This window comes from Pseudoduganella aquatica (genome assembly GCF_020865585.1).
In the GTDB taxonomy this organism is placed as follows: Bacteria; Pseudomonadota; Gammaproteobacteria; order Burkholderiales; family Burkholderiaceae_D; genus Rugamonas; species Rugamonas aquatica_A.
In genome coordinates, this window is record NZ_CP086370.1 from 6399259 (window position 1) to 6415947 (window position 16689).

The 16689-nt window shown below is 67.2% G+C and carries 17 protein-coding genes; 9 read left to right on the top strand and 8 right to left on the bottom strand.

The window, feature by feature from the left end:
- The first annotated feature begins 123 nt into the window (after window positions 1–123).
- Genes KT882_RS28520 through KT882_RS28535 form a run of 4 tightly spaced genes read left to right on the top strand, consistent with a single transcriptional unit; the run spans window position 124 to window position 2962 of the window.
- Entirely contained in the window at window positions 124–621 is a 498-nt protein-coding gene (locus KT882_RS28520) for a CinA family protein (RefSeq protein WP_161070806.1), read from the top strand.
- A 47-nt stretch (window positions 622–668) separates the two neighbouring features.
- The gene (locus KT882_RS28525) at window positions 669–1397 is read left to right on the top strand and encodes a P-loop NTPase family protein (protein WP_228893893.1); all 729 of its coding nucleotides are present in this window, start codon (window positions 669–671) and stop codon (window positions 1395–1397) included.
- A 12-nt stretch (window positions 1398–1409) separates the two neighbouring features.
- On the top strand, window positions 1410–1919 hold the full coding sequence (locus KT882_RS28530; RefSeq protein WP_161070808.1) for a hypothetical protein: 510 nt from the start codon (window positions 1410–1412) through the stop codon (window positions 1917–1919).
- 2 nt (window positions 1920–1921) lie between these two features.
- The gene (locus tag KT882_RS28535; protein WP_228893894.1) at window positions 1922–2962 is read left to right on the top strand and encodes a cation diffusion facilitator family transporter; all 1041 of its coding nucleotides are present in this window, start codon (window positions 1922–1924) and stop codon (window positions 2960–2962) included.
- A gap of 12 nt (window positions 2963–2974) precedes the next feature.
- Here KT882_RS28535 and cysK read toward each other — a convergent pair whose 3' ends face one another.
- Both cysK and KT882_RS28545 read right to left on the bottom strand, forming a co-directional pair.
- Window positions 2975–3907: a cysteine synthase A gene (gene cysK, locus KT882_RS28540; RefSeq protein ID WP_161070810.1), complete on the bottom strand. Its 933-nt coding sequence runs from the start codon at window positions 3905–3907 to the stop codon at window positions 2975–2977.
- 85 nt (window positions 3908–3992) lie between these two features.
- Complete coding sequence (locus tag KT882_RS28545; RefSeq protein WP_228893895.1) at window positions 3993–4484, bottom strand: FKBP-type peptidyl-prolyl cis-trans isomerase; 492 nt, start codon at window positions 4482–4484, stop codon at window positions 3993–3995.
- 35 nt (window positions 4485–4519) lie between these two features.
- Here KT882_RS28545 and thpR point away from each other — a divergent pair, with 35 nt between their 5' ends.
- Window positions 4520–5056, top strand: a complete 537-nt coding sequence (thpR, locus tag KT882_RS28550) for an RNA 2',3'-cyclic phosphodiesterase (RefSeq protein ID WP_228893896.1) — start codon at window positions 4520–4522, stop codon at window positions 5054–5056.
- 80 nt (window positions 5057–5136) lie between these two features.
- Here thpR and tcdA read toward each other — a convergent pair whose 3' ends face one another.
- Complete coding sequence (tcdA, locus tag KT882_RS28555; RefSeq protein ID WP_228896783.1) at window positions 5137–5940, bottom strand: tRNA cyclic N6-threonylcarbamoyladenosine(37) synthase TcdA; 804 nt, start codon at window positions 5938–5940, stop codon at window positions 5137–5139.
- Between the two features lie 138 nt (window positions 5941–6078).
- On the opposite strand from tcdA, the gene pdxH reads away from it, so the two are divergent.
- Window positions 6079–7290 carry a pyridoxamine 5'-phosphate oxidase gene (gene pdxH / locus KT882_RS28560; RefSeq protein WP_161070814.1) on the top strand — a complete coding sequence of 404 codons (1212 nt, stop codon included), beginning with the start codon at window positions 6079–6081 and terminating at the stop codon, window positions 7288–7290.
- Window positions 7291–7317: 27 nt separating this feature from the next.
- On the top strand, window positions 7318–8532 hold the full coding sequence (locus KT882_RS28565; protein ID WP_228893897.1) for a class I SAM-dependent methyltransferase: 1215 nt from the start codon (window positions 7318–7320) through the stop codon (window positions 8530–8532).
- Here KT882_RS28565 and KT882_RS28570 read toward each other — a convergent pair.
- The 3 genes from KT882_RS28570 to msrA form a co-directional block, all read right to left on the bottom strand.
- On the bottom strand, window positions 8505–10847 hold the full coding sequence (locus KT882_RS28570; RefSeq protein WP_228893898.1) for a PAS domain-containing hybrid sensor histidine kinase/response regulator: 2343 nt from the start codon (window positions 10845–10847) through the stop codon (window positions 8505–8507). The genes KT882_RS28565 and KT882_RS28570 overlap by 28 nt on opposite strands.
- Before the next feature lie 18 nt (window positions 10848–10865).
- Window positions 10866–11900: an HD-GYP domain-containing protein gene (locus KT882_RS28575; protein ID WP_228893899.1), complete on the bottom strand. Its 1035-nt coding sequence runs from the start codon at window positions 11898–11900 to the stop codon at window positions 10866–10868.
- A gap of 64 nt (window positions 11901–11964) precedes the next feature.
- The gene (gene msrA / locus KT882_RS28580; protein ID WP_161070818.1) at window positions 11965–12507 is read right to left on the bottom strand and encodes a peptide-methionine (S)-S-oxide reductase MsrA; all 543 of its coding nucleotides are present in this window, start codon (window positions 12505–12507) and stop codon (window positions 11965–11967) included.
- A 124-nt stretch (window positions 12508–12631) separates the two neighbouring features.
- Between msrA and KT882_RS28585 the strand changes: the two genes are divergently transcribed.
- A complete protein-coding gene (locus tag KT882_RS28585; protein WP_161070819.1) occupies window positions 12632–13135 on the top strand; it encodes a flavin reductase family protein in 504 nt (167 codons plus the stop codon).
- A gap of 95 nt (window positions 13136–13230) precedes the next feature.
- On the top strand, window positions 13231–14415 hold the full coding sequence (locus KT882_RS28590; protein WP_161070820.1) for an acyl-CoA dehydrogenase: 1185 nt from the start codon (window positions 13231–13233) through the stop codon (window positions 14413–14415).
- 105 nt (window positions 14416–14520) lie between these two features.
- Here the strand turns inward: KT882_RS28590 and KT882_RS28595 are convergent, their stop codons facing one another.
- Together KT882_RS28595 and KT882_RS28600 are read right to left on the bottom strand one after the other, a co-directional pair.
- On the bottom strand, window positions 14521–15210 hold the full coding sequence (locus KT882_RS28595) for an OmpW/AlkL family protein (protein ID WP_187358601.1): 690 nt from the start codon (window positions 15208–15210) through the stop codon (window positions 14521–14523).
- 27 nt (window positions 15211–15237) lie between these two features.
- The gene (locus tag KT882_RS28600) at window positions 15238–16605 is read right to left on the bottom strand and encodes an SGNH/GDSL hydrolase family protein (RefSeq protein ID WP_161070821.1); all 1368 of its coding nucleotides are present in this window, start codon (window positions 16603–16605) and stop codon (window positions 15238–15240) included.
- Window positions 16606–16689: the final 84 nt, after the last annotated feature.

Here is a 16689-nt window from a genome sequence, read left to right on the forward strand (position 1 = left end):
ATCGGTAAAGGTACAGGCCAAACGAGTGTACGCATTTTTGGCATTGCTGAGCAGGTTTTTTTGACCTTGCGCAAGGCGCGGCGGGCTAGAATGTGCTCTCGCAAATCATATATGGACAAGGCTATGGGCGACACATTGGACAAGGACGCGCTCGGGAGGCTGGCGGCCGAGGTGGGCCGTGCCCTGCACAGCAAGGGCCTGCTGCTGGCCACGGCCGAATCGTGCACCGGCGGCGGCGCGGCGCAGGCGGTGACGGACATTGCCGGCTCGAGCGGCTGGTTCGAGCGCGGCTTTGTCACCTACTCCAACGAAGCCAAGAGCGAGCTGCTGGGCGTGCCGGCCGAACTGATCGCGCAGCACGGCGCCGTCAGCGAGGAAGTGGCGGCCGCGATGGCGGCCGGCGCGGTGGCGCACAGCGGCGCGCAAGTGGCGCTGTCCACGACAGGCATCGCCGGGCCGGGCGGCGCGGTGCCCGGCAAGCCGGTCGGCACGGTGTGCTTCGGCTGGTCCGGCCCGGGCGGCACGCGCACCGAGCGGCTGGTCTTCGGCGGCGACCGGCGCGCCGTGCGCGAACAGGCCGTGGCGCATTCGCTGCAAGGGCTGCTGCGCTTTTTGGTATAGTGCGAGCCGGGCTGGCCGACTAATCACGCGTAACTCACGAGAACTTCATGCAGAACACGGTACATTTCATCCTTCAGGGCAAAGGCGGCATCGGCAAGACGCTGGTTTCCACAATCTTGGCGCAATGGCTGGCGGCCAAGGACGAAACGCCGCTGCGCTGCTACGACACCGACCAGGAAAACGCCACCTTCTCGCGCTACAAGGCGATGGCCGTGAAACACGTGCCGGTGATGACGGACGCGCGCACCATCGACCCCAAGCGCTTCGACGCACTGATGATAGACATCCTCGAGGAAGACGGCAACTGCGTGATCGACAACGGCGCCAACACCTTCTCGCCGCTGGTGGCCTACCTGATCGAAAACGACTGCTTCTCGCTGCTGCAGGAATCGGGCCGCAAGGTCTACATCCACACCATCGTCGGCGGCGGCGACACCCTGCACGACACCGCCATGGGCTTTTTGTCGACCGCCAAATCGACCTCGGTGCCGCTGGTGCTGTGGGAGAACGAGCACTTCGGCCAGCTGGTGTCGGCCTCCGGCAAGTCCTTCATCGAATCGCAGACCTATGCCGACAACGCCGAGCGGGTGGCGGGCCGCGTGGTGCTCTCGCAGCGCAACGCCGACACCTTCGGCGCCGACATCAAGAAGATGAACACGGCGCGCCTGACGGCCGAGGAAGTGAAAGCCAGCGACAAGTTCAACGTCATGGAAAAACAGCGCATCAAGGTGGTGTTCCGCGACCTGTTCGAGCAGCTCGACAAAGTCAGCTGGTAAAAGGACGGCGCCATGGACCAGCACAAGCTGCGCAGCCTCGTATTTGAAAAGACCGGCGTCAAGGTCGACATCGACGACCCCATCTTCGCGCTGGTGGCGCTGAACGAGGCGGTGCTGGCCGAGTCGGTCGAGCGCCACGTCGCGCGCATCGACGCGGCCTCGCTGGAACTGGCCGAGCAGGTGCGCGCGGCGGGCGGCCTGCCGCCGGCCAAGGCGGCGGCCTATGAGCCCGCCCCGGCCGGCCCGGTCAAGCCCATCGCCACGCAATCCCCGCTGGTCACGCCGCGCGAACAGCGCCTGCTGGCCGCGGCGGCCGGCATTGCCGCCACGGCGGCCCTGCTGGCGGCGCTGCTGGTGGTCGGCCTGCAAGCCCTGTTCAGCAAACCCGCCGCGTTGGCGCCGGCTCCGGCGCTCACCCAGGAGCAAGCCGCCGCCCTGGCCCAGGCCGAAAAACTCACCCGCGCCATCGGCAAGCTGGACGCCAAAGCCCGCGACCAGATCCAGGCCGAACTGCAAAAGTAACCATGCCACACGATCACAACCACCACCACGGCCACGGCCAGCACAAGCACGCGCCGGCGCACAGCCACGGCGATGGCCTCGGCCATGATCACAGTCACGGCGAAGGCCACAACCATGGTCACGGCCATGGCCACGACCACAGCCACGGCGGCCATCACCACCACCACGGCGACCCGAACAGCCAGGGCCGCGCCTTCGCCATCGCCATTGCGCTCAACACGGTGTTTGTGGCCATCGAATTCGGCTACGGCTTCATGGCCAACTCCACCGCGCTGATGGCCGACGCCGGCCACAACCTGTCCGACGTGCTGGGCCTGATGCTGGCCTGGGGCGCTGCCATCCTGGCCAGGCGCGCGCCCAACCAGCGCTACACCTACGGCCTGCGCAGCAGCTCCATGCTGGCCGCGCTGTTCAACTCCCTGCTGCTGATGGCCGCCTGCGGCGCCATCGCCTGGGAAGCCGTGCAGCAGCTGATGAACCCCACGCCGGTGCACGGCCTGACGGTCTCGGTGGTGGCGGCGGTGGGCATCGCCGTCAACGGCTTCTCGGCCTGGCTGTTCATGGCCGGCGCCAAGGACGACATCAACATCCGCGGCGCCTACCTGCACCTGGCGGCCGACGCCGCCATCTCGCTGGGCGTGCTGCTGGCCGGCCTGGCCGTGATGTGGACCGGCTGGACCTGGCTGGACCCGCTGGTCAGCATCGCCATCGTGGTGATTATCCTGGTGAGCACCTGGGCGCTGCTGCGCGAGGCGCTCAAGCTGGTGCTGGCCGCCGTGCCGGACTCGGTGAACGCGCCCGAAGTGGCGCGCTTCCTGCGCGCCCGCCCCGGCGTGAACGACGTGCACGACCTGCACATCTGGGCCATGAGCACCACCGAAACGGCGCTCACCGCCCACCTGGTCATGCCCGATGGCCATCCCGGCGACGAAGCGCTGGACGACATCGCCGCGCGCCTGAAGGCCGACTTCTCGGTACACCACTGCACGCTGCAAGTGGAAATGGGCACCACCGACCACGCCTGCTGCCTGAAGGCGCCCTGAAGCGGCAGCTTCCTAGTCCGCCAGCCCCGAGAACAGCGCCGTGCTCAGGTAGCGCTCGCCGAACGAGGGGATGATGGTGACGATCAGCTTGCCCGCGTTCTCGGGCCGGCGCGCCACCTGGATCGCCGCCCACAGCGCGGCGCCGGAAGAAATCCCCACCATCAGGCCCTCCTGCGACGCCGCCGTGCGCGCGGTGGCGAAGGCGTCCTCGTTGGCCACCCGTATCACCTCCTGGTAGGCCTGCGTGTTCAGCACGCCCGGCACGAAGCCCGCGCCTATGCCCTGGATGGGATGCGGCCCCTTGACCCCGCCCGACAGCACGGGCGACGCCTCCGGCTCCACGGCGATGCACTGAAAGGACGGCTTGCGCGCCCGCAGCACCTCGCTCACGCCGGTGATGGTGCCGCCGGTGCCCACGCCGGCCACCAGGATATCGGCGCGGCCGTCGGTGTCGCGCCAGATCTCCTCGGCGGTGGTGCGGCGGTGCACGTCCGGATTGGCCGGGTTGTTGAACTGCTGCAGGATCAGGTAGCGCTTGTCCGCTTCGGCCATCTGTTCGGCGCGGCGGATGGCGCCCAGCATGCCTTCGCTGCCGGGGGTCAGTATCAGCTCGGCGCCATAGGCGCGCAGCAGCATGCGGCGCTCGCGGCTCATGGTGTCCGGCATGGTGAGCGCGCAGCGGTAGCCGCGCGCGGCGCACACCATGGCCAGCGCAATGCCGGTGTTGCCGCTGGTGGGCTCGAGGATGATGGTATCGGGGCGTATCAACCCGGCGGCTTCGGCGGCCTGGATCATGGCCAGGCCGATGCGGTCTTTCACGCTGTGCGCGGGGCTGTAGAACTCCAGCTTGGCAAGGATCTGGGCCGGCGCGCCGGCGGCCATCCGGTTGATGCGAACCAGCGGCGTGTTGCCGATGAGTTCAGTCACATCGTTGGCAATATTCATGGCGTAGCTCCGCTCTCGTGGCTCGGAGCTTCAGTCTACGCCCACTGCAAGCCGCGCGCCATAGGGGCGCACGGCCTGCCGCGCATTATTTCACGTCCAGCAGTTCCACTTCAAAGGTCAGCGCCGAATTCGGCGGGATCTCGCCGGCCGAACGCGGGCCGTAAGCCAGGTCCGCCGGGATGATCAGCACGCGCTTGCCGCCCACCTTCATGCCCTGCACGCCCTGGTCCCAGCCCTTGATGACCTGGCCTTTGCCCAGCGTAAACTCCAGCGGCTCGCGGCCGATGGAGCTGTCGAACTTCTTGCCGCGCTGGTTCTTGGCCAGCGGGCGGTACAGCCAGCCGGTGTAATTGACGCGCACGATGTTGCCGGCCGCGGCTTCCTTGCCGCCGCCCACCTTGACGTCGTTGATGATCAAGGCATCGGCGGCCGGGCCGGGCTGGGCCGAGCCCACCACCACCGGCGCCTCCGGCGCGGCGGCGGCTGCCGGCGCGGCGGCGGGCGCCTGGCCGGCGGCCTGCGCCACCGATGCGGCAGCGGCGAACAGGAAAGCGAACAAAACGGAACTACGGGTCATGATGTATTCTTTCGTTGAGGTTTCAAGCGACGCACATGATAACAAATCAGCCACCCGATGCAATTAATCAGCCGCCCGGGCGCAAGCTTTTTTTCGCGCTGTGGCCGGACGAAGACACGCGCGCCGCGCTGGCGCGGCTGCAGCCGCTGGCGCCCGGCCGCGCCATCGCCGCCGCCAAGCTGCACCTGACGCTGGCCTTCCTCGGCCAGCAGCCCGCAGCGGCCTTGGCGCCGCTGCTCGACATCCTGGCCGGCCTGGACGTGCCCGCGCTGCGGCTGCGGATAGACAGCCTGGGCTACTTCCACAAGCCGCGCATAGGCTGGGCCGGCATGTCGGATCCCCCCGCCGCGCTGCTGGCGATGCAAGCCGAGCTGATGGCAAGGCTGGAAGCGGCCGGCTTTTCCGCCGCCACGCACGGCCAGTTCAAGCCCCACGTCACGCTCGCCCGTGAAGCCAAAACAGCCCCGCCGCAGGCCGATTTCCCGCCGGTGCTATGGCACGCCAGCAACGTCGCCCTGGTCGAATCCCTGCCCAGCGGCGTCTACGTCCCCATTGCCACAAAACATGTCTAACCAAATCAATGGCTTACGCAAGCGAGCTAAGCCGCATTCCCCCACCCCGGGGTCAGACCCCGAGGTGGTGTGAATGCGGCTCAGGCCGCTTCGGCGGGGATGGGGGCGGGGGGGGCTTGGGCGGCGAGTTTGTTGAGCACGTGGCCGGCGGCGACCATGCCGAAGGTGGCGGTCACGACCACGGCCGAGCCGTAGCCGGCGCAGTTCAGGCCGGTGACGGCGCGCTCGTCGCCGTCGATCGAACAGGCTTCGCCGGTGTTCGGCAGCTGCAGCGGCTCCATCGAGAAGACGGCGTCGATGTTGTATTTGTTCTTCATACCGGGCGGGAAGCCGTAGTTGCTGCGCAGGCGGCGCCGCACTTTTTTCAGCAAGGGCTCCTGCTCGGTCTTGGACAGGTCGCGCACTTCGATCTTGGCCGGGTCGGTCTTGCCGCCGGCGCTGCCGATCACGATCAGCGGGATCTTCTTGCGGTGGCAGTAGGCCACCAGCGCGGTCTTGGCCTTGGCGCTGTCGATGGCGTCGACCACGTAGTCGTAGCCCTGCGCGCCCACCATCCGGTCCAAGTTGTCCTCGTCGATGAAGTCTTCGATCTGCGTGACCTGGCAGTAGGGGTTGATCAGCGCGATGCGCTCGGCCAGCGCGTGGATCTTGGCCTGGCCGACGGTGGAGGCCAGCGCCTGGATCTGGCGGTTGATGTTCGATTCGGCCACGTTGTCAAGGTCGATCAGGGTCAGGCGGCCGACCGCGCTGCGGGCCAGCGCTTCGACAATCCAGGAGCCGACGCCGCCGACGCCGATCACGCACACGTGGGCGTTGCGGAAGCGTTCCAGCGCCGCCTGGCCGTACAGCCGGCCGATGCCGCCGAAGCGGCGCTCGAAGTCGATGTCCGTATCGACGTCCGTGGCGAGGGGGGGGTAAGTTGGTTCATGCCGCCATTTTAGCGGACGCGGCGGCAAAGATTATTCTAGAATGACTGTCTGACCTGACTGATAACATTGTAGACCACCCCGACCAAGCCCACCATGAGCACCTCCCTGATCGACACCGCACCCGACTTCGGCCAGCCCATCGCCGTCCTGAAGCACTGCCACGACCGCATCCGCAAGCAGCTCGCCACGCTGCAGAAGCTGCTGGCCCACCTGCCCCAGTTCGGCGCCGACGACCAGGCGCGCCAGGCGGCGCACGCGGTGCTGAAATACTTCAACAACGCGGCCCATCTGCACCACGAGGACGAGGAGCACAATCTGCTGCCCATGCTGGACGGCACGGCCCAGGACGCGGACGCGGCCCTGCTGCATGAACTGATGCCGCGCATCCTTGCACAGCACCGGCAAATGGATGCGGATTGGCTTATAATCAAATCACAACTTGACAAAATTGCCATAGGGACAGATACGGCTTTGTCCGCCGACGCGGTGCAGCAGTTCGTGGCCGACTACACGGCCCATATGGAGCAGGAAGAGCAGCATATCGCGCCCATGGCCAAGCGCCTGTTCAGCCCGGCGCAGATGCGGGAACTGGGCGACGCCATGCAGGCGCGCCGCGGCTTGGCACCGGCAGCGGCGCCAGCGCCGGCGCAAGCCCCCGTGGCGGCCGGGGTGGACCTCGCCGACCTGCGGCTCGATTACGGCCGCGCCAGCCTGGACGAGGCCGACACGCTGGACCACCCGGTGGACCAGTTCGCCAAGTGGTTCGGCGAGGCCATGAAGGCCGAAGTATTCGAGGCCAACGCCATGAGCGTGGCCACCGTGGGCGCGGACGGCAAGCCGAGCTCGCGCATCGTGCTGATCAAGCAATACGACCAGCGCGGCTTCACCTGGTACACCAATTACGAGAGCCAGAAAGGCCGGCAGCTAGCGCAGAATCCGCATGCGGCCCTGCTGTTTTTCTGGCGCGAGCTGGAGCGCCAGGTGCGCATCGAGGGCCGCGTGGAGAAAACCTCGGCCGAGGACAGCGACACGTATTTTTACAGCCGTCCCGTGAAGAGCCAGCTGGCGGCGGTGGCCTCGCAGCAGAGCGAGCACATCGCCAGCCGGGCCGAGATGGAGGAGAAGTATGCGGCCGTGGAAGCGGCCAGCGGCGGCCAGCCGCAGCGCCCGCCGCACTGGGGCGGCTACCGCCTGGTGCCGGAGCGGGTGGAGTTCTGGCAGGGCCGCCGCTCGCGCTTCCATGACCGCATCGTATTTACGCTGCAAGCGGACGGCAGCTGGAAGAAGGAGCGCTTGCAGCCCTGATCATGTTCATGACCATGGGAGGCTACCTTGTTCGCGCAAAACCGACTGAGCGCCTGGATGGCGGATGTGCGGCACCAGATCGCCATGCCGCTGCGCATAGAATTGTGGAACGGCCAGCAGTTCGATTTTTCGGCCGAACCGCCGCGCGTCACCATCCGCCTGCCGCGCGCGTCGGCGGCGCGCTATCTGCTCACGCCGTCGCTGTCCAACCTGGGCTCGGCCTATGTCGAGGGCCTGATCGAGGTGCGCGGCGCGGCGCGCGACATGATCGCGGTGGTGAACGCGCTGGCGCGCTCCACCCTCAAGGAACAGGGGCGCTTCGCCCGCATCGCGCGCAATTTCACCCATGACCGCAAGCGGGACGCCGAGGCGATCCGCTACCACTACGACGTTTCCAACGAGTTCTACCAGCAGTTCCTGGACCCGGCCATGGTGTATTCATGCGCCTATTTCGAGCGCGGCGACGAGGACCTGGCCACGGCCCAGGCCAAGAAGATAGACCACATCCTGCGCAAGATCCGCCTGCAGCCGGGGCAGACGCTGCTCGACATCGGCTGCGGCTGGGGCGCGCTGGTGCTGCGCGCGGCGCAGCAGTATGGCGCGCGCTGCGTCGGCATTACGCTGTCGCAGAACCAGCTGGAGCTGGCGCGCGAGCGGGTGCGCGCGGCGGGGCTGGAGCACCTGGTGGAAATCCGCCTGCAGGACTACCGCGACGTGCGCGGCCAGTTCGACCGCATCACCAGCGTGGGCATGTTCGAGCACGTGGGCCTGAAGCATCTGCCGGAGTATTTCAACACCATCGGCAGCCTGCTGGCGGAGGACGGCGTGGCCATGAACCACGGCATCACCGGCACCGATCCGGACAACGGCGAAACGCCGTATGGCGGCGGGGAGTTCATCGACAAATACGTGTTCCCGCACGGCGAGCTGGTGCACCTGGGCCAGGTGCTCAAGGCCATGCAGCAGGGCGGCCTGGAGGCCTACGACGTGGAGAACCTGCGCCGCCACTACGCGCGCACCTGCTCGATCTGGACCGATAATTTTGAAGCCCAAGCGGAGCGCATCAAGACGCTGGCCGGGGACAAGCGCTTCCGCATCTGGCATGTGTACCTGGCGGGCTGCGTGTATGGCTTCGAGCAGGACTTGCTGAGCCTGTACCAGATTGTGTGCGGCAAGGCGGGCCGCAATCCGCGCGTGCTGCCCTGGTCGCGCGGCTATATGTATCCGGCCAGCGCGCCGTAGAGCTGCTGCAGCGCCGTTTCCATGGCGGCGATGGCGGCGCCGTCCACGCCGGTGCGCAGCTGCCCGGCGGCGGCGATGGCGCGCGCGGCGCCGAAGTTGACCAGCACGCCCTTCAGGCTGTGCAGGGCGCGCTGCGCGCCCTGCTCGTCGCGCGCGGCCAGCGCCCGCAGCACGTCGCGCCACAGCTGCGGCCCGTCGCGCACAAACAGCACCGCCAGCTCGCGCAGCAGGTCCTGGTCGCCGTCCAGGCGCTGCAGCGAACCCGGCCAGTCCAGCACCTGTTCGCCCGGCCCGGGCGCGCACTTGGCCAGCGCTTCGCGCAGGCGCGCCAGGCTGATGGGCTTGGACAGGTAGGCGTCCACGCCCGCTTCCAGGCAGCGCTCGCGGTCGCCCGCCATGGCGCGCGCGGTCATGGCGATGATGGGGAGGCGGCGCTGCGCCACGTTTTGCTCCCGGCTCTGTTCCCAGACGCGGATATGGCGCGTGGCCGACAGGCCGTCCAGGCCGGGCATCTGCACGTCCATCAGCACCACGTCGTAGCTGGCGTGGGTGGCGTATTCCAGCGCGGTCAGGCCGCTGTCGACCAGGGTGGCGCGGTGGCCCAGTTTTTCAAGCAGGCGCAGCGCCAGGCGCTGGTTGACCGGGTTGTCCTCCGCCAGCAGCACGCGCAGGCTGCCGTCGCGCCCTTCGGCCGGATAGCCGGGACGGCCTGCCGCCGCCATGTCGCGGCGGCGATCGCGCCCGCTGCGCAGATTGGCGACGCGCGCGGCGGCGGGCGGCGAGGCGGCCGCATCGCCCTCGCCCATCACCAGCCCCCGCGCTGGCGGCAGGCTGGACAGCGGCGGCAGCGGCGCGGCCGGCGCCAGGCTGGTGTGCCGCAGCGGCACCGTGAAGCTGAACACGCTGCCCTGCCCCGGCTCGCTGCGCACGCCGATCTGGCCCTGCATCAAAATCACCAGGCGGCGGCAGATGGTCAGGCCCAGGCCGGTGCCGCCGTATTCGCGCGTGGTGGAGCCGTCCACCTGCGCGAAGGCCTCGAAGATCAGCTTCTGCTTTTCCAGCGGGATGCCGATGCCGGTGTCCGCCACCGAGAAGCCGATGTCGCAGCGCTCGCCGTCTTCGCGCCCCAGCGCCACCGCCACGGCCACGCTGCCTTCGGCGGTGAACTTGATGGCGTTGCCGATCAGGTTGATCAGCACCTGGCGCAGCCGGCCGGGGTCGCCCTTCACATTGCGCGGCAGCTGCGCGGACAGTTCGCAGCGCAGCGCCAGCCCTTTCTGGCGCGCGCGCAGCGCCATCACGCGCACGCTGTCCTCCACCATCTGGCGCAGGTCGAAAGGCACGTCCTCGATATCGAGCTTGCCGGCTTCGATCTTGGAGAAGTCCAGGATGTCGTTGACGATGGCCAGCAAGGCGTCCGCCGAGGCGCGCACCAGGCCGATGTCGGCGCGCTGCTCCGGCGTGAGCTCGGACTCCAGCACCAGCTCCGTCATGCCCAGGATGCCGTTCATGGGCGTGCGCACCTCGTGGCTCATATTGGCCAGGAATTCGCTCTTGGCGCGGCTGGCCGCTTCGGCCGATTCCACCGCGCGCTGCATGGCGTCGCGCGCGGCGCGCTGCTCGCTGATGTCGATAAAGTAGCCCAGCATATAGCTGCGCCCGCCGCTGTTGATGACGTTGCGGCTGACCAGCACGTCGCGCGGCGGATCAAAGCTCATCAGGCGCCGCTCGCTGGTCACCATGCGGCCGCTGCTCCAGGCTAGGCCGTCCTCGGCGCGCGTGGCTTCGGCCCAGCGCGGCGAGGCGAAATGCTCGATGGTGCGGCCCAGGATCTCCTCGCGCGTGCGCTGCGTGAATTCCTCGAAGCGCTTGTTAAAGCGCAGGAAATGGCCGTCGCGGTCCTTCAGGAACACGGGGATGGGCAGCTGGTCCAGGATTTGTTCGGTCAGCTCCTGCCGGTGGCGCGCGTCGTCCTCCGGCTCGCGCTGCTGCGCCAGGCCGGCCAGCATGGCGGCCAGGCGCTGCGCCGTCTCTTCGCTGGCGCCGGCGTCGGCCTGCGCGCCCGCGCGGCGCTGCAGCTCCTGGCTCAGCAGCAGATTGTCGGCGCGCACCAGCGCCAGCTCGCGCTCCACCTCGCGCAGGCGCGGCGCCAGGCCGGGGTCGGCGCGCTCGCCCTCCTGCAGCAGCGCCTGCAGGCCGTTGGCCAGCGTGGTTTCGCCCAGGGCGCGCAAGGCCGCCAGCCGGTGCTCCACCTCGGCCTCGTCCAGCGCGCCGAGCGCGCGCCGCACCAGTTTTTTCAGGCGGGCGGATTGCATGCGCGGCGCGGCCGGGCCTCAGGCCGGCGTGCCCTCGTCGCGGTAGCGCGCGCTGATGGCCAGCACCTCGCCCCAGCGCGCCAGCAGCGCCTGCACGCAGCGCGCGTCGAAATGGCTGCCGCCGTTGTCCAGCAGGTACTGGCGCGCCGCGTCCATGCTCCAGGCCTGCTTGTAGGGCCGCACGCTGGTGAGCGCGTCGAACACGTCGGCCACGGCCACGATGCGGCCCACCAGCGGGATCTGCTCGCCGGCGTGGCCGTTCGGGTAGCCGCCGCCGTCCCAGCGCTCGTGGTGGCTCAGCGCGATCTCGGCGGCCAGCTGCAGCATGGGCGCCTGGCTGCCCTTCAGGATGTCGTAGCCCATGCGCGCGTGCTGGCGCATGACCACCATCTCCTCGTCGTTCAGGCGGCCGGGCTTGAGCAGGATGTGGTCCGGCGTGCCGACCTTGCCCACGTCGTGCATGGGGGCCGCGTTCAGGATGTCCTCCTGCTGCTGCTCGGACAGCCCCAGTTCGGCCGCGATCAGGCGCGAGTAGTGCGCCATGCGCAGGATGTGGGCGCCGGTTTCCGGGTCGCGGTATTCGGACGCGCGCGCCAGCAGCATGATGGTCTCCTGCTCGCGCGCGCGCAGTTCGGCGGTGGCCTTGCGCACCTCCCCGCGCAGGCCCACGGTGGCGCGCCGCAGCTGCAGCATGTTGCGCGTGCGGGCCAGGAATTCCACCTTGTCGATGGGCTTGATGAGGAAGTCGCTGGCGCCGTTTTCCAGCGCGCGGTGGCGCACCTCGACGTCGGTGCTGGCCGTCACCATCAGCACCGGCGGGCGCTCGCGCGGGTCGGCGTGCACGCCGTCGGCCAGCGCGGCGATCAGCGCCAGGCCGTCCATGTCCGGCATCATGTAGTCGATAATGAGCAGGTCCCAGGCATTGCTGTTGCACCAGTCCAGGGCCGCGCGCGCGGCCTGGAAACTGACGGTCTCCACGCCTTCGAGCTTGCCGATCAGGCGCGACATCAGCACCAGGTTGATGTGGGTATCGTCAACGATCACTACCTTCATGGGCAGCCACTTATTGTTATATGCGTTATGAGTACAGCGGGGTACAGCGGGGTGCAGCGCCGATTTATTTCAATTTACTGCTGTAGGTCTTGCGGAACTTGGCCACCTTGGGCGCCACCACGAAGGCGCAATAGCCCTGCAAAGGATGCTGCTCGAAATAGTTCTGGTGATAGGCCTCGGCCGGATAGAAGGGCTGCGCGGGCGACAGTTCGGTGACGATGGGCGCGTCCCACACCACCGCCATTTCCGCCATCACCTGGCGCGCGGTGGCCTCCTGCTCCGGCGACTGGTAATAGATCGCCGAGCGGTACTGGGTGCCGACGTCGTTGCCCTGGCGGTTCAGCGTGGTGGGGTCGTGGATGGTGAAGAAAATCTCCAGCAGGTCGCGGTAGCTGACCACGGCCGGATCGAATTCCAGCCGCACCACTTCGGCATGGCCGGTGGCGCCGGTGCACACCTGCTCGTAGCTGGGATCGGGCTGCTGCCCGCCGGTGTAGCCGGACACCACGCTGTGCACGCCGCGCACCTCCAGGTAGACGGCCTCCGTGCACCAGAAGCAGCCGCCGCCGAACACGGCTACGTCAGCCGCCCCCGCATTGCTAGTCATACCGCGCCTCCCGCTCAGAGTATGCTGTGATGATGGCTACTGTAACGCAAAGCGCAGGCGCATGCACCTTCAAATGATATGCGCTCCTATTCTTTGGCATAATGTTGGAAATTACAGGTTTCCAATGAATATTAGCTCCCCCCGCGCCGACTCGCGTGAATTCGATACGCCGCATTTCCGCCAGGCGTTGTCCCAGTTCGCCACCGGCGTCACCGTCATCACCACCCGCCTGGCCGACGGCAGCTTCCGCGGCCTGACCGCCAGCTCCTTCAATTCCGTCTCGCTCGACCCGCCGCTGGTGCTGTGGAGCCTGGCCAACGGCGCCAACAGCCTGCCCATCTTCACCGGCAACTCGCACTACGTGATCAATGTGCTCAACGCCGGCCAGGCCCACCTGGCCAAGCTGTTCTCCAGCCGCGGCGAGGACCCGTGGGCCAGCGCCGAGTACGAGCTGTCGCGCACCGGCCAGCCCATCCTGAAGGGCGCCGTGGCCTGGTTCGAATGCCACAACCGCAGCCGCTACCCGGAAGGCGACCACGTGATCTTCGTGGGCGAAGTGGAGCACTGCGAATTCTCGCCGCAGGCGCCGCTGGTGTTCCACGGCGGCGGCTTCCGCAGCCTGGGCTAAAAAACGGAAATTGGTGTCGCCATTTGAAAAGCCGGGCGCGGGCGGGCGTCTTAGAATGCTGGGATCATTCACATAACCCGAGACCAGGACACACCATGAGCCAAGCCCGCGCGCAATTCCACTGGGACGATCCCCTGCTGCTGAACGACCAGCTGACCAGCGAAGAACGCATGGTGCGCGACGCCGCCGCCGCCTACTGCCAGGACAAGCTGGCCCCGCGCATCCTGGAAGCGTTCCGCCACGAGCGCATGGACACCTCCATCTTCCGCGAAATGGGCGAACTGGGCCTGCTAGGCCCCACCATCCCCGACCAGTACGGCGGCCCCGGCCTGAACTACGTCAGCTACGGCCTGATCGCGCGCGAAGTCGAGCGCGTGGACTCCGGCTACCGCTCCATGATGAGCGTGCAATCGTCGCTGGTGATGGTGCCCATCTTCGAATTCGGCACCGAGGCGCAGAAGCAGAAATACCTGCCCAAGCTGGCCACCGGCGAATGGATAGGCTGCTTCGGCCTGACCGAGCCCAACCACGGCTCCGACCCCGGCTCCATGATCACCCGCGCCAAGAAAGTACCGGGCGGCTACGCCCTGTCCGGCGCCAAGATGTGGATCACCAACTCGCCGGTGGCGGACGTGTTCGTGGTGTGGGCCAAGGACGACGAAGGCGCGATCCGCGGCTTTGTGCTGGAAAAAGGCATGGCCGGCCTGAGCGCGCCCGCCATCCACGGCAAATTCGGCCTGCGCGCCTCGGTCACCGGCGAAATCGTGATGGACAATGTGTTCTGCCCGGAAGAAAACGCCTTCCCGGACGTGCGCGGCCTGAAAGGCCCGTTCACCTGCCTGAACTCGGCGCGCTACGGCATCGCCTGGGGCGCGCTGGGCGCGGCCGAAGCGTGCTGGCACACCGCGCGCCAGTACACCATGGACCGCCAGCAGTTCGGCCGTCCGCTGGCCGCCAACCAGCTGGTGCAGAAAAAGCTGGCCGACATGCAGACCGAGATCACGCTGGGCCTGCAAGGCTGCTTGCAGCTGGGCCGCATGAAGGACGCCGGCACGGCGGCGGTGGAGATCACCTCCATGATGAAGCGCAACTCCTGCGGCAAATCGCTGGACATCGCCCGCGTCGCGCGTGACATGCTCGGCGGCAACGGCATCTCCGACGAATTCGGCGTCATCCGCCACATGGTCAACCTGGAAGTGGTGAACACCTACGAAGGCACGCACGACATCCACGCCCTCATCCTCGGCCGCGCCCAAACCGGCATCCAGGCTTTCCAATAACAAAAAAAGGGGTCAGGGTTAATTAATTTAGTTGCTAAATTAATTAACCCTGACCCCTTTTTGGAGCAGAGAAACCGCCGCCTTGACGGCGGTTTTTTTACGCGCTTAGAAGCCGGAGAAGTGGTAGCCCACCGTGACGCCGACGGCCAGCGGGTCCAGCGCGGCGTCCATGGTCTGGCCGGTGGAGTAGCGCGCCGAGGTCTTCAGCTTGGTCTTGACCACGTTGATGTCGGCGAACCATTTTTCGTTGATGGCCATCGACACGCCCAGCTGGGCGCTGGCGGCCCATTTGTTTTTCATCGAGAACGTCGACGGCGGGCCGCCCGGGTTCAGCAGCGCGGTCAGCTGGCCGGAACCGGTTTCGCTGCGGAAGTAGGCGTAGGTCACGCCCAGGCCGGCGTAAGGACGGAACTTGGCGGTCGGCTCGAACAGGTGGTATTGCAGGAAGGCGGTCGGCGGCAGCACTTCCGACGTGGCCAGCTGGCCGGTGCCTTCCAGCGAACCCGAACCGTAGATCTTGTGCTTGTACGGCACGCCCAGGTCCAGCTCGACCGAGAAGTTGTCGGTCAACATGCGGCCGATGGTGAACACCGGCTGGGTGTCGGCGCCGATGTCGGCACGGCTTTCCGGCAGCGCCGGGGCGCTCACGTTGCCGCTCTTGACCTTGGGGGTGATCTTGTTCAGGCCGGCCTTCACAACCCACTCGCCTGCTGCCTGCGCCGACGCGCCCGATGCGGCGCCCATGGCGGCGGCCAGGGCCAGCGCTTTCACTGCGGTATTGATACGAATTTTCATCTTGTTATGTCTCCAGGAATGCAGTGATTACAGCCAGCCTTTTACAACCATCTTTTCGGCCACGAAGCGTGCCAGCAGCTGGTGCAGGAACGGCGTCGGATGGACGTTGTCGGCGTAGGCGTAGTGGCTGACGTCGCCAGCTTTGATGTTGGTGGCGTTGCATGCCAGCGAGCTGCCCAGCGGGTTCTTGGTCAGGTCGCAGGCGGTTTCCTTGACATTGGTCAGGCCGTACGGCGCAGGGTTGGTGGCCTGGTTGTGGTTCTCCGAGAAGGCGTCGATCAGCAGCACGGTGTCCATGCCGGCCAGGTCGGTGGCAATGACGTCGTTGAAGGCTTTCACCATGGCGTTGATCAGCGCGCGCGTCGATTCGGACTGCGCCAGGCCGGACGGCGTGTTGGCGATGTCGGGAATATTGTTGACCACCACGTATTTCGCGCCATTGGCCAGCAGCTGGTTCTTCACCAGCGCAACCACGTCCTTGGCGGCGGTGACCATTTGCGGCACCAGCGCAGGACCGTTGGCGGCGGCGTAGTCGGCGCCGGCCTTGGCGCCGGCGGCGGCGCCGTCAGCCTTGGCTTTGTCGACGATGGCGGCCTGGGTGGCCGGTACGGCAGCGCTCTTGTTGCCGGCCAGTACGGCGGCAGTCACGGCGGCGGTCACCACCGAGGTGTCGGTGTGGCCGGGACGTGCGCTCTCGGTCGCCAGGGCCAGGCCGATGGAGGCGGCGGCGGTCTGCGGATTGGTGGCGCCGGCGGCCAGCTGGCCGACCAGGCTGGTGCCGAAGGCGGTGTTGCCGGCGGCGTTGCCGGCGGCGGTGGCCGCTGCGGACAGCGCGCCCAGGTTGACCAGCAGGTCGTTATTGCCGCCCCACATGAAGATGATCTCGTCGCCCTTGAACTTGCCGCCTACGGCAGCCAGGTGGTTCTTGACCTGGGTGACGACCGGCACGGTCAGCGCGCCCAGTTCGCTGCCGGCGGCTTTGTTGCCTTCGCCGATAGGGTTGGTGACGCGCGCGCCGCCTTGGCCATAGGCGTAGCAGCCGGCACGGTTCACGACAGGCACGCTGAAGCCCTTGGCGGCGTTGCCGTCCAGGCCGGTCTGTGCCGCGCAAGGCGCCGGCAGGCCGAATTGCGCGGCCAGCAGTTCGATCCAGATCTTGCCGGTCAGCGCAGGGTTGGCCGCCGTGTTGTTGCCGTTGATGGTGAACTTGCCGCCGCCCAGTGCTTGCACGGTGCCGACGTTGTAGCTGCCCACGTCGGACAGGCTGTCGCCGAACGATACCTGGGATGCGAATTTGACTTTGAGGGTTTGATCGCCGCCGGCTGGGCTGCCGCTGCCGCAGGCGGCCAGGATTGCCGAGGCCATAACTGCCAGGGCGAGTTTGGTGTGACGCATTGTGTCTCCTGAAAAATAATGTTCTTGTTTTAAACGCACGGGCGTGCTATTCGCTACCCGACTAATATGCCAGCCTCAGCAGAG